Origin of the sequence: Bifidobacterium sp. FKU (assembly GCF_026016385.1) — a bacterium.
GTDB lineage: Bacteria > Actinomycetota > Actinomycetes > Actinomycetales > Bifidobacteriaceae > Bifidobacterium > Bifidobacterium infantis.
In genome coordinates this window covers 1257340-1269865 of sequence record NZ_CP092888.1, presented here as the reverse complement: position 1 = coordinate 1269865, position 12526 = coordinate 1257340, and the positions used below count along the sequence as shown (strand labels likewise).

At 61.5% G+C, this 12526-nt stretch carries 12 protein-coding genes and 1 pseudogene; 1 reads left to right on the top strand and 12 read right to left on the bottom strand.

Annotated elements, in window-relative coordinates; translation table 11 throughout:
• Positions 1-54 precede the first annotated feature (54 nt).
• Both hisI and hisF read right to left on the bottom strand, forming a co-directional pair.
• Positions 55-450: a phosphoribosyl-AMP cyclohydrolase gene (gene hisI / locus MMB48_RS05615; RefSeq protein ID WP_032744158.1), complete on the bottom strand. Its 396-nt coding sequence runs from the start codon at positions 448-450 to the stop codon at positions 55-57.
• 133 nt (positions 451-583) lie between these two features.
• On the bottom strand, positions 584-1354 hold the full coding sequence (hisF, locus tag MMB48_RS05610; protein ID WP_032744159.1) for an imidazole glycerol phosphate synthase subunit HisF: 771 nt from the start codon (positions 1352-1354) through the stop codon (positions 584-586).
• 87 nt (positions 1355-1441) lie between these two features.
• Between hisF and MMB48_RS05605 the strand changes: the two are divergent.
• Positions 1442-1936: pseudogene (locus tag MMB48_RS05605) on the top strand (DJ-1/PfpI family protein); the annotation flags it as partial.
• A 34-nt stretch (positions 1937-1970) separates the two neighbouring features.
• Here MMB48_RS05605 and rlmN read toward each other — a convergent pair.
• The 10 genes from rlmN to MMB48_RS05555 all read right to left on the bottom strand — a co-directional run bounded on the left by rlmN (position 1971) and on the right by MMB48_RS05555 (position 12511).
• Complete coding sequence (rlmN, locus tag MMB48_RS05600; RefSeq protein ID WP_032744161.1) at positions 1971-3140, bottom strand: 23S rRNA (adenine(2503)-C(2))-methyltransferase RlmN; 1170 nt, start codon at positions 3138-3140, stop codon at positions 1971-1973.
• A 212-nt stretch (positions 3141-3352) separates the two neighbouring features.
• A complete protein-coding gene (locus tag MMB48_RS05595; protein ID WP_032744162.1) occupies positions 3353-4339 on the bottom strand; it encodes a phosphatidate cytidylyltransferase in 987 nt (328 codons plus the stop codon).
• 23 nt (positions 4340-4362) lie between these two features.
• Entirely contained in the window at positions 4363-4914 is a 552-nt protein-coding gene (gene frr / locus MMB48_RS05590) for a ribosome recycling factor (protein ID WP_032744163.1), read from the bottom strand.
• 70 nt (positions 4915-4984) lie between these two features.
• The gene (gene pyrH / locus MMB48_RS05585) at positions 4985-5725 is read right to left on the bottom strand and encodes a UMP kinase (protein WP_032744164.1); all 741 of its coding nucleotides are present in this window, start codon (positions 5723-5725) and stop codon (positions 4985-4987) included.
• 202 nt (positions 5726-5927) lie between these two features.
• Complete coding sequence (gene tsf, locus MMB48_RS05580; protein WP_032744165.1) at positions 5928-6779, bottom strand: translation elongation factor Ts; 852 nt, start codon at positions 6777-6779, stop codon at positions 5928-5930.
• Positions 6780-6857: 78 nt separating this feature from the next.
• Positions 6858-7703: a 30S ribosomal protein S2 gene (gene rpsB, locus MMB48_RS05575; protein ID WP_032744166.1), complete on the bottom strand. Its 846-nt coding sequence runs from the start codon at positions 7701-7703 to the stop codon at positions 6858-6860.
• A gap of 349 nt (positions 7704-8052) precedes the next feature.
• Positions 8053-8541, bottom strand: a complete 489-nt coding sequence (gene def / locus MMB48_RS05570; RefSeq protein ID WP_007052751.1) for a peptide deformylase — start codon at positions 8539-8541, stop codon at positions 8053-8055.
• 5 nt (positions 8542-8546) lie between these two features.
• A complete protein-coding gene (locus MMB48_RS05565) occupies positions 8547-10643 on the bottom strand; it encodes an AMP-dependent synthetase/ligase (protein ID WP_032744167.1) in 2097 nt (698 codons plus the stop codon).
• A 90-nt stretch (positions 10644-10733) separates the two neighbouring features.
• The gene (locus MMB48_RS05560) at positions 10734-11072 is read right to left on the bottom strand and encodes a hypothetical protein (protein WP_007056038.1); all 339 of its coding nucleotides are present in this window, start codon (positions 11070-11072) and stop codon (positions 10734-10736) included.
• A 314-nt stretch (positions 11073-11386) separates the two neighbouring features.
• Positions 11387-12511: a GuaB3 family IMP dehydrogenase-related protein gene (locus tag MMB48_RS05555; protein WP_007052748.1), complete on the bottom strand. Its 1125-nt coding sequence runs from the start codon at positions 12509-12511 to the stop codon at positions 11387-11389.
• Positions 12512-12526 lie beyond the last annotated feature (15 nt).

The window sequence follows — 12526 nt, the reverse complement described above, 5'->3', positions numbered from 1 at the left end:
GTCTTGTTTCGTAGTACGCGGTCGTTCGGCTTCCCCCAGTCAGGGAAGCCCGTTCTACTGCTCGGCCGGGCGATGGCCTTCGACCACGGGCAGGGGGCCGCCTTCGAGGAAGCAGCTGCGCTTGCCGGTGTGGCAGGCGGCACCGACTTGGTCTACTTCGACGAGCAGTGCGTCTCCGTCGCAATCCAGGGACACGCCCTTGACGTATTGCACATGGCCGGAGGTATCACCCTTGCGCCAGTATTCCTGACGGGACCGGGACCAGAAGGTCACGCGGCCGGTGGTCAGCGTGCGGCGTAATGCCTCGTCGTTCATGTAGCCGACCATCAGCACCTCGTGTGTGTCGTACTGCTGGATGACGGCGGCGACCAGGCCCTTGGCGTCACGCTTCAGGCGTGCGGCAATACGGGGATCGAGTTCAGTGGAATTGTCGTATGTAGTGTCTGTCATACCTATCTTCTTTTTGTGGACCACCCTCAGTCAGCTTCGCTGACAGCTCCCGGATTATGTGCGACATGTGCATAGCGCACTGCTACGAACAATCCACTGGATTGTTCGTCCAGCGGGAGCAAGGTGTATTCGTTTAGCGAACGGTGTAGCCGTGCTTCTTGAGTTCCGCCTTGACATCGGCGATGGTCAGGATGCCGTAATGGAATACGGATGCGGCCAGCACCGCGTCGGCACCTGCTTCGATGGCGGGCGGGAAGTCCTCGACCTTGCCGGCACCGCCGGAGGCGATGATCGGAATCTTGACTTCCTTGCGCACGGCGCGAATCATCTCGAGATCAAAGCCTTCCTTGGTACCGTCGGCGTCCATCGAGTTAAGCAGAATCTCGCCGGTGCCAAGCTGCTCGGCGCGCTTGACCCACCAGATGGCATCAATACCGGTGGATTTGCGGCCGCCCATCGTGGTGACCTCAAAACCCGACTGCGTGTGCTGCTCACCCTTTTCGCGGCGGGCATCCACGGAGAGCACCAGCACCTGGTTGCCGAAACGATCGGCCACACGGCTGATAAGCGACGGGTCGTTGATGGCCGCCGTGTTGACACCGACCTTGTCTGCACCGCAGCGCAGCAGTGAGTCGACGTCCTCGGGCGTGCGTACGCCGCCGCCCACGGTCATCGGAATGAACACCTGTTCGGCGGTGCGGGAGACCACGTCAATCATCGTGTTGCGGTGGGAGCTGGATGCGGTCACATCCAGGAAGGTGATCTCGTCGGCTCCCTGACGGCAGTATTCGGCCGCCAGCTCCACCGGGTCACCCGCGTCCTTGAGGTTCTCGAAATGCACACCCTTCACCACTCGACCGGCGTCAACGTCCAGGCACGGGATGACTCGTACCGCCAACGACATGCTTCACTCCCCTGTTCGGCTTTGCATTACAGTCCTTCAGACTACCTACCGCCCGTTACATGCGCCGCACCCGTTTCTGGAATATGAGAATCCGAGCTGACGTGCCTGCTGCGCGATCTCAAGGCCGCCGGCGCCAAGGTGACGCTTGCCGCCACTACCTTGGACCCGTGTGAGACGGTGCAGCACGACCGCTACGAAGGCGAGACGCTGACGCCGGATGCGCTGCTGAGCGACGTGCAGACCGCTGATTATGACCTGCTGGTGGTGCTCGGCGGTACCTGCAATGTGGATTGTATCCGCGTCAATGAGGATGCGATCGCGCTGGCGCAGGAGTTCGCGCACGAAGGCAAGCCGATCGCCGCGATCTGTCATGGCGCGTGGCTGCTGGTCAACGCGGGTCTGGTGGCTGGCAAGACCGCCGCGCCCTGCCGTTATATCGCCGCCGATATCGAGAACGCGGGCGGCCATTACGTCGACGAGCAGCTGCACGTGGACGACGCCAACGGATTCAAGCTCATCACGTCCCGCAAGCCCGACGATCTGGACTACTTCGTGGGCGCAATCAAGGATGCGCTGAAGTGACGGAATCGGCCGCAGGCCGATTCCGTCACCGAAACTACCGCTCCTTGGCGGCCAACTGCCCGCAGGCTCCGTCAATATCCTGGCCGCGGGTGTCACGCAGTGTGGCGGTGATGCCCGCGCGGTGCAGGATCTCCAGGAACCGCTGTTCGTCTTCCGGCTTGGAGGCGGTCCACTTCGAGCCCTCGATGGGGTTGAGCGGAATCGGGTTGACGTGGGCCCAGTTGTCGCCGTAATGGTTAAGCCTCTTGGCCAGCAACTGCGCATGCTCGGCCTGGTCGTTGATGCCGCGCATCAGCGCGTATTCGATACTGACGCGGCGCTTGGAGGCCAGCCAATAATCGTGCGCGGCATCCAACACCTGCGTGGTGTTGAAACGCTTGTTCATCGGCACCAGCTCGTCACGCAGTTCGTCGCTGGGGGCATGCAGGGAAACGGCCAGACGCACGGGAATGCCTTCGGCAGTGAGCTTCTTGATGCCGGGGACCACGCCCACCGTGGATACGGTGATATTGCGCGCGGAAATGCCGAAGCCTTCGGGAGGCATGGCGGAAATCTGTCGTACGGCGGACAGCACGGAGTTGTAGTTGCCCATCGGCTCGCCCATGCCCATGAACACGATGTTGCTCAGTCGGCCCGCTCCCCCGGCCACTTCGCCGTCGCGCATCATTTTGGCGGCCACACGCACCTGTTCGATTATTTCACCGGTGGACATGTTACGGGTCAGGCCAAGCTTGCCGGTGGCGCAGAACGGGCAGCCCATGCCGCAGCCGACCTGCGAGGAGATGCACAGCGTGGTGCGGGTCGGGTATCGCATAAGCACCGATTCGATGAGGGAGCCGTCGAACAGCTTCCACAAGGTCTTGATGGTGGTGCCTTCGTCCGCCACTTGGCGGGTCACCTCGGTGATGAGCTGCGGGAAGAACACGGCGGCGGCCTCGCTGCGCTTGGCTGCCGGAAAATCAGTGAATTCAGCGGCATTCACATCGAAATGGCCAAAGTAATGGTTGGCGAGCTGCTTGACTCGGAACTTCGGCAATCCGAGTTCGGCCGCTTTCTCGATGCGCTGCTCGGGCGTCATATCCACAAAGTGCAGCGGCGGCTTACCACGGCGGGCATGGTCCTTGGATAGCACGTCACGGAAGGCACCTGATGTGCCGCCGGGAGTAATGCCGGTTTCCGGAGTGTCAGGATGCTGTGTGGTCATGATGGGTTCGCTTCGCTCTCAATATCAGAAAATGGTCAAACATGCAATAGAAATATCAGAATCCACCATACGGCGTGCCGCATACGAAGCAGATGGCCCATGTCTTAGCCCATGGCGAACGCATATTGAACGATGATTTCCCCCATATATGACATGTGGCACCGTGCGATATACACACGATGCCACATTGTTTCATGCACGAGGCATGCGAATCACAGTCCGGTGACCCACAGCAAGGCGCAGGTGAATGGTGCACTCATCAAAATGGAATCCACACGATCCATCACACCGCCGTGCCCCTTGAGCAGATGGCCCATGTCTTTGATACCGATATCGCGCTTGAGCATGGAAGCACACAAATCACCGAACGTGCCCACGGCACCGATGAGAATACCCGCCACGATCGGCATCCACCAACGAGTGGCCCATTTCGAGGCATCATACGTGCATGCGAATACGGCGAACGCGCCAGCCATAGCGAAGAGCATCGAGCCGATAAGGCCCTCAACGGACTTCTTCGGCGAGATACGCGGGCTGAGCTTGTGTTTGCCGAGCCAGGCACCGGCAAACAAACCGCCCGTATCGGATAGGGCAGGAAGGAACACCAGCATGATGGCGTGTGCAATCGGATGCCCATTAAAAGTCAGTGAGATGATGATGCAGCTGGCCAACAACGGAATGTACAACACGGTAAGCACGGACACAGCCACATGGCTGAGCCGGGAATGGTGCTGCTCACCGCCCTCGTGGTTGAACGATGACTCGAGGCGGGCGCTGGCGTCCGTGCTGGAGAGTTTGCCGGCGACCGCCAGTGGGAGGCGGTTGCCGACGTTGATCTTCGCGATGGACGCGATGGCGACCAGGATGATCGACACGATGATGCTCAGGGACATCGTGATGAGATGGTACGGGGAATAATACGTGGCGATGAGGGTGAAGGACGAGCACAGCCACAGCATGATCACCGGGATATGCAGGCCCACGGTGGCGAAGTCCACCCTGAGCTCCCACAACGCCAGGATCATGAACACGACCACCAGCAACACGAACAGATCGACGCTCAGCAGCAGACACCCGACGATCAGGATGACCAGCGCCGCACCGGTGGCGATGGCCTGCGGCATGTTGCGGCCGGTCCTCTTGTTGATCTGGTCGAGCGCCTCCTCGGCCTCCTCGTGGAGTTGTTCGTTGCGTTCCATAATGCTCCCGTACCCGGTCCGAATCAGACCTCCATGATCTCCTTCTGCTTGCTTTCCAGCAAGGCGTCGATCTCATCGGTGACGGACTTGGTGACCTTGTCGAGATCCTTCAGCAGACGATCGCCTTCGTCCTCGCCCATCTCGCCGTCCTTGACGGCCTTGTCGAGGACTTCCTTGGTCTTGCGGCGAATATTGCGCACGGCCACCTTGCCGTCCTCGGCCTTGCCCTTGGCGAGCTTGACGTATTCCTTGCGGCGTTCCTCGGTGAGTTCCGGCATGGTCAGACGGATGACGTTGCCGTCACGGTTCGGGCTGACGCCGAGGTCGGAATTGCGCAGGGCCTTTTCGACGGCGCCGGCCTGGGAGGCGTCGAACGGAGTGACAGACAGGGTGCGGGGCTCGGGCACGCCGATGGAGGCCACGGCCTTGATTGGGGTCGGGGCGCCGTAGTAGTCCACGGTGATGCCGTTGAGCAGGGCCGGGTTGGCGCGGCCGGTTCGGATGCCGGAGAAGTTCTCCTTGGTGTTTTCCACGGTCTTGGCCATCTGTTCCCTGGCCTGATCGATGAGGGACATGTTCACTCCTTGTATGTGATGATTGTCGATGTTGTTCGTCAGCGAACGCCCGATCCGGGACGTCCATATGCTATTCGGCCACGCGCGATTCGGCGGTGGAGACCAGCGTGCCGATCTCGTCCCCGACCAGCGCGCGGGTCACGTTGCCCGCCCCTTCGAGGCCGAAGACGCGGATGCGCTTCTTGTTGTCGCGGGCCATGGACAACGCCGAGGCGTCCATGACCGCCAGATTGTCCACGAGGGCGCGATTGTAGCTCAGGGTTTCGAAACGCTTGGCGTTCGCGTCCTTGTTCGGATCGGCGGTGTAGACGCCGTCGACGCCGTTCTTGCCCATCAGCACCTCGTCGCAATGGATTTCGACGGAGCGCTGGATGGAGACCGTATCGGTGGAGAAATACGGCATGCCGGCGCCCGCGCCGAAGATCACCACACGGCCCTTTTCGAGGTGGCGGATGGCCTTGAGCGGAATATACGGCTCGGCGACCTGTCCCATCGTGATGGCGGTCTGCACGCGGGTGGCCTGCCCCTCCTGCTCCAGGAAGTCCTGCAGGGCGAGGCAGTTCATCACCGTGCCGAGCATGCCCATGTAATCGCCGCGGGAGCGGTCGATGCCGGCCTGCTGGAGTTCGGCGCCGCGGAAGAAGTTGCCGCCGCCGACAACGATGGCCACCTGCACGCCCTGCCGTACGGCCGGGACGATCTCCTCGGCGATGCGGCGGATCACATGGGTGTCGATGCCGACCTTGCCGCCACCGAACGCCTCACCGGACAGTTTGAGCAGAACCCTGCGCGGCTTGTCGCTATCAGTCATATCATGCCTTCCTCAGAACCGAACATGTGAAATTATCCGTAGACCAGCGTATCGGTTTACAACGACACTCTTGGGCAACGACACCCTCGGAACACGCCATCGACGATCCGCGGGCCCTTACGACGAAACGCCATCCGTTTGACGTGCAGACGGATGGCGTTTCGCGGAATCCTACGCTAATCGCGCGAAGTGGGCCTCGGGCTCACTCCTCTTCGCCCTTGCCGACCTCGACGCGGGCGAACGCGGTGGCGGTGCCACCGACTTCCTTGAACAGGTCGCCGACGGTCTTGGACGGATCCTTGACGAACGGCTGTTCGAGCAGCACGACTTCCTTGAAGAACGCGTTGAGACGGCCTTCGACGATCTTCGGAACGATCTTCTCGGGCTTGCCCTCGGCCAGGGATTTCTCGGTGGCCACGCGACGCTCGGACTCGACCACATCGGCCGGAACGTCCTCGCGGGTCAGCCACTTGGCTCCCATGGCGGAGATCTGCAGGGCGGCTTCGTGGGCCACGGCGGCACCGGCCTTGTCGGTGGCGATCATGGCCACGATGCTCGGCGGCATCTCGGCGGACTTCTTGTGGGCGTAGACCTCGACGTGCTCGCCGGAGATCTTGGCGAACTGGCCGACCTTGACGTGCTCGCCGAACAGGGCCGCGGCCTCTTCGACGGCGAGTTTGACGGTGGAGTCCCCGGCCTTGGCCTCGAGCAGTTCGTCGGCGGAGTTGGCTTCGGCGTCCACGGCGTAGCCGAGAACTTCCTCGCTGAACTCGACGAACTTCGGGGTCTTGGCCACGAAGTCGGTTTCGGAATTCAGTTCGACGGCGTAGCCGGTCTCGCCATTGGCGGTCTCGACGACCTTGGAGGCGATGGTGCCTTCCTGGGCCTTGCGGCCTTCACGCTTGCCGGCTGCGGCGATGCCCTTGGCGCGGATGATCTCCTTGGCGCGGGCGACGTCGCCTTCGGCTTCGGTCAGAGCCTTCTTGACGTCGAGCATGCCGGCGCCGGTGTCTTCACGAACCTGCTTGATCAGTGCGGCGGTAATTGCTGCCATTGATTATTCTCCTTGAGAAATGTTGCTTACCCATGAACGATGGGAAGCGCTTATTCAGGCACTTCCCATCGTAGAGCATCACTCGGCCTTGGGGGCCTCGGCGGTTTCGCCCTCGGCGGCAGCCGGAGCGGCGGCTTCAGCGGAAGCCTCGGCAGGACCCTCGTTGGTCAGGAGTTCCTTCTCCCAAGCGGCCATCGGCTGCTCGGCGGCCTCGCCCTCGGTCTTGTTGGCGCCGGAGCGCTCCAGCAGACCTTCGGCGACGGCGTCAGCCATCAGGCTGGTCAGCAGTTCGATGCCGCGGATGGCGTCATCGTTGGCCGGGATCGGGTACTCAACGGTGTCCGGATCGGCGTTGGTGTCGACGATGGCGACAACCGGGATACCCAGCTTGTGAGCTTCCTCAACAGCCAGGGTTTCCTTGGTGATGTCAACGACGAACATCGCGGACGGGGTGCGGTTCATGTTGCGGATACCGCCCAGCTGCTTGTTGAGCTTGTCCTTCTCGCGCTCAAGCAGGAGGAGTTCCTTCTTGGTCAGGCCGGAGCCGTGCACGTCGGTGAAGTCCATTTCCTCAAGTTCCTTGAGGCGGTTGACGCGCTTGGAGACGGTCTGGAAGTTGGTCAGCATGCCGCCGAGCCAACGCTCGGAGACGTAGGGCATGTTCACGCGGGTGGCCTGGTTGGCGATAGCTTCCTGAGCCTGCTTCTTGGTGCCGACGAAGAGCACGGTGCCGTTGTGGGCCACAGTGGTCTTGATGAAGTCGTACGCCTTGTCGATCATGTCGAGCGACTTGAACAGGTTGATGATGTGGATGCCGTTGCGCTGGGTGAGGATGAACTGCTTCATCTTCGGGTTCCAACGACGGGTCTGGTGGCCGAAGTGCAGGCCAGCCTTCAGCATATCGCTCATAGTGATCTGAGCCATGGTATTACTACCTTTCATTGTCGGTTCTTGCCTGGCCATGCGCACCTGCGTGCAGCTGCTCCCCCGGTTTCACGAGTTGTGCAGCCGACCGACACAAGCCGTCGCGAGCATGACGCGAATTTGTTGTGTGCCGGTTGACAATATTGGGTGGCTCTGTACGCCAGCGACTGCGTCCGTTGCCGGGTGGCACACAAGTTTCGAGAATAGCACGGAGCCGGTACTAAAAGGCTCCCCTCTCTGAGGGGAGCTGTCGCCGTAGGCGACTGAGGGGAGTTGCGGGCGGTACCTGCAGACCCACCCTCAGTCTCACTATGTTCGACGGCTCCCGCCAGCGGGAGCCGATTATGGACTACTTCGCCTGACGATTGCGCATGTAGCGCAGGGCTTCGCGGCGTTCTTCCTTTTCCAGGCGATCCAAATACACGTGGCCGTCGAGGTGGTCGCATTCGTGCTGAAGCATACGGCCCATCAGCCCGGAGCCCTCGAGCACGACCTCGTTGCCGTCCAGGTCGATGCCACGCACGCGCGCGTAGTCGGCACGACGGGTCTTGTACCACAAGCCGGGCACAGACAGACAACCTTCATCGCCGTACTGCTCGCCGGACTTCTCCTCGAGTACGGGGTTCAGAACGTAGCCGACCTTGCCGTCGATGTTGTAGGAGAAGGCCCTCAGGCTCACGCCGATCTGGTTGGCGGACAGGCCCGCTCGGCCCGGATCGTCCACGGTTTCCAACAGGTCGTCAACCAGGCGGCGCACGGCCGGGGTGATCTCCTTGATCTCATCGCAGGGGGTGCGCAGGACTGGGTCGGGCACGACCCTAATCTCACGGATGGCCACTTTCGTTACTCCTCGTTCTTCTCGTCAGCCGGCTGGTCCGGCTTGCTGCCGGTGTCAGCGGCATTGTCGGCATTGTCGGCGGAATCGCCGGTTTCGCCCTCTTCGGGTTCGGCCTTCGACTTCTTGATCTTCTCCGACACGCTAGCAATCGAATCAGACACGCTGGTTTTCATCTGTTCCGAGGCCTGTTTGACCTGTTCGGACGCCTGCTTGACCGATTCGGAGGATTTCTTGACGGTCTCCAGCGTGCTGTCGATGATCTTGGCAGTGGCGGGCAACGGCTTGTTGGATGGCTTGGGCGCGTACAGATCCTCTTCGATGACGGTGGCGTAGCGCTGCAACACCTTGGGACGCACCACTTTCATGCTCGGGGTGAGCGTGCCGTGCTCCTGACTGAATTCCTCATCCAGCACCGCGAATTTGCGCACGGACTCAGCGCGGGAGACATTGGCGTTGGCCTGGTCGATGTACTGCTGGATAAAGGCGCGCACCGCGTCGTTGTCGCTGGCCTCGGCGAGTGTCATGTCGGCATTGAGGCCCTGACCTTCCAGCCAGGAATGCAGCATTTCGGGGTCGAGCTCGATAAGTGCGGATACGAACGGCTTGCCGTCGCCGACTACTACTGCATGAGCCACGATCGGGCAGGTGTCGATGACATCCTCCATCGGGGCGGGGCTGATGTTCTTGCCGCCGGCGGTGATGATGATGTCCTTCTTGCGTCCGGTGATGAAGGTGAAGCCGCGGTCGTCGATACGACCCAGATCGCCGGTTTTGATCCAGCCGTCGGCAGTCATCGTCTGTGCGGTGAGTTCGGGCTGCTTGTAGTAGCCAAGGAACACGTTCGGGCCGGTCAGCTCAATTTCATCGTCTTCGCCAAGACGCACGCCCATGCCAGGCCCAGGCTTGCCGACCGAACCGACCTCGTTGTCGTCCTCCCAATTGACGAGCATCGGAGCGGCGGTTTCGGTCATGCCATAACCCTGGATGAAGGTGATGTCATCCATGCCGTTGAAGAAGTGGGCCAAATCCACGTTGAGCGGCGCACCACCGCAGGCCAGCCATTTGAGGTTCGGTCCGAGAGCGGAACGAATGGATTTGCCCACCGTGGCCATGTAGAACGAATGGCGCATGCGCTCGATGAACGAATGGCCGCGGCCGGCCTGCTCATCCTTGCTCCACTTGACGAAGTGCTTGACCGACTGGGCGAAGATATGCCCCTGGATGCCGGCACCAGCCTTCTGCGAGGCCGCGTTATACACCTTCTCGAACACACGTGGCACGCCCAGCAGGTAGGTGGGCTTGAAGCTGCGGATATCGGCGAGCAGTCGTTTGGCGTCGGGAATGTATCCGACCACGCCGCAGCCACCGATGCACACGTACTGGATGTAGCGGGCGAAGCAGTGCGCCAGTGGCAGGAACAGCAGCAGACGGTTGTCGTCGTACAGCATGCCACGCAGAATCTCGTAGCCGTTAAGCACGATGTGCGTGTAATTGCGGTTGGAGAGCATCGCGCCCTTGGGCTTGCCGGTGGAACCGGAGGTGTAGACCACGGTAAGCAGATCATCGGCTTTGATACGAGCGATAGCCGCATCCAACGTCTCATCGGATACGCCATGCCCGAAGTCAGCGACAGCGTCAAGGCCATCGGCCTTGAAATTGAACACGTATTTCATGCCCGGATGATTGACACGGATCTGCTCAAGCGTCTGTGCGCGCTGGAAGTCGCCGGCAAAGGCGATGGCGGGATCGACTTCCTCGACGATGCCCGCGGTCTGACGGGCGGAATCGGTCTCATAGACGGGCACAACCACAGCGCCGATTGCCGCGCAAGCGAAATCAGCCACACCCCACTCATAGCAGGTAGGCGAGTAAATCAGCACCATGGTGCCGGCTTTGACGCCAAGTCCCAACAGGCCCTTGGCCACCTCGCGTACGCGGGACAGCATTTCAGTAGCTGTGGCGCCGCGCCATTGATGGGCGTTGTCATCCTGCCATTCCGCGATGACGTCATCCGGCGTGCGAGCTGCTCGTTTGGCCAGCAGCGAGTAGACGGTGTCGTCATCGGTGGTGACATATCTGGGTTCTTCTACATGTTCACGCATGATAACTACTATAGGCGAACCAGCCTATGACACGGCAGAACCGCCTTCCGCTACCAGCGTAGGAATCGGTGTGCGGGCGGGGCCGTCTGGTCAGCCCAGATCGGCATAGATGCACATCCATCGGGAACCGATGTACTTCAGTTTGAGGTTGACTCGCAGATTTTCCTGGCCGATGGTCATGAATACCGCCATTTCCAGCGTGTCCTTGCCGGTGATCATGCCGTCGATCAATGTGGGGACAGTGGGCAGATAGCAGAATTTCGCTTTGAGCTCCGGATGAGTGACCATGTGGGTGCCGAGCAGGTATTGCATGGTTTGCAGCCGGTCCAGGCATGGTTTTGTCATGGCTCTGTTGAGATGTGCGACACTGAGTTTGCCACGTATCGCGTCCGCCGATGTGCAGGCGATGCGGCATGCAGCCATGGCCATGGAATGACATTCCTTCGCATTCAGCCCGCCTATGAATGTGGGTTGGATATGATACCGCACCGGGCGATCCGACAGCTCCACAACGATGAATCCGTCATAACTCGGCAACGGCCCGTACTGATATGTGCCGTGGAAAAATCCCGAATACTCCATGATGACCCCTTCAAGCCCCCTTGCAACTCACCATCATCGGCGAGCGTTTGTACTACAACATCACGAAAGGCGCGCCAAGTCAAACGACTTGAGCGCGCCTTAGGGCAAGCTAAGCCTCCTGCATGGAGGGCAAACCCCCATTTTCAGGGGGGTAATCGGGATTATCGTGCGGAATACGGGTTGACCACCATGCCGCAACGCTGGAAGTTCTTCACGTCGACGTAGCCGGTGGAGGCCATCGCACGCTTGAGGGCGCCGATGAAGTTGGTCTTGCCGTCCGCCTGGTGGCTCGGTCCGAACAGCACCTGTTCGAGCGGGCCGACCGTGCCGACCGTGGTGCGGTAGCCGCGCGGCAGCGTCTGGTGGCGGGCTTCGGAACCCCAGTGGGTGCCCTTGCCGGGGGCCTCGGTGGCGCGGGCCAGAGGCGCGCCGAGCATGACCGCGTCGGCGCCGAGGGCCAGGGCCTTGACGAAGCTGCCGGAGTCGCCCATGCCGCCGTCGGCGATGACCTGCACGTAGCGGCCGCCGGATTCGTCCATGTAGTCGCGGCGGGCCTCGGCCACGTCGGCGATGGCGGTGGCCATCGGGGCCTGCACGCCGATGGTCTGGCGAGTGGCGGAGACCGCGCCGCCGCCGAAGCCGACGAGCACGCCGGCCGCGCCGGTGCGCATCAGGTGCAGGGCAGCGGTGTAGTTGGATGCGCCGCCGACGATGACGGGCACGTCAAGGTCGTAGATGAACTTCTTGAGGTTCAGCGGTTCCTGGCCGGAAGAGACATGCTCGGCGGAGACCACAGTGCCGCGGATCACGAACAGGTCCACGCCCGCGTCCACCACGGTGGAGTAGAACTGCTGGGTGCGCTGCGGGGAGAGCGCGCCGGCCACGGTGACGCCGGCGGCGCGAATCTCGTGCAGACGTTGCGTGATGAGCTCCGGCTTGACCGGCTCGGCATAGATCTGCTGGATACGCTCGGTGGCCTGATCGGCCGGCAGCCCGGCGATTTCGTCCAACAGCGGGGTCGGGTCCTCGTAACGGGTCCACAGACCTTCCAAATCGAGCACGCCGAGCGCGCCCATCTTACCCATGGCGATGGCGGTGGCCGGGCTGGTCACCGAATCCATAGGGGCGCCGATCACCGGCACATCGAACTCATAGGCGTCGATCTGCCAAGAGGTGGAGACGTCCTCGGGGTCGCGGGTGCGACGGGAGGGGACGATCGCCACATCGTCGAGTGCGTAGCCGAGACGGCCCTTTTTGCCCAAACCGATTTCAATTTCCTGAGACATGGTTTCCAGCCTATT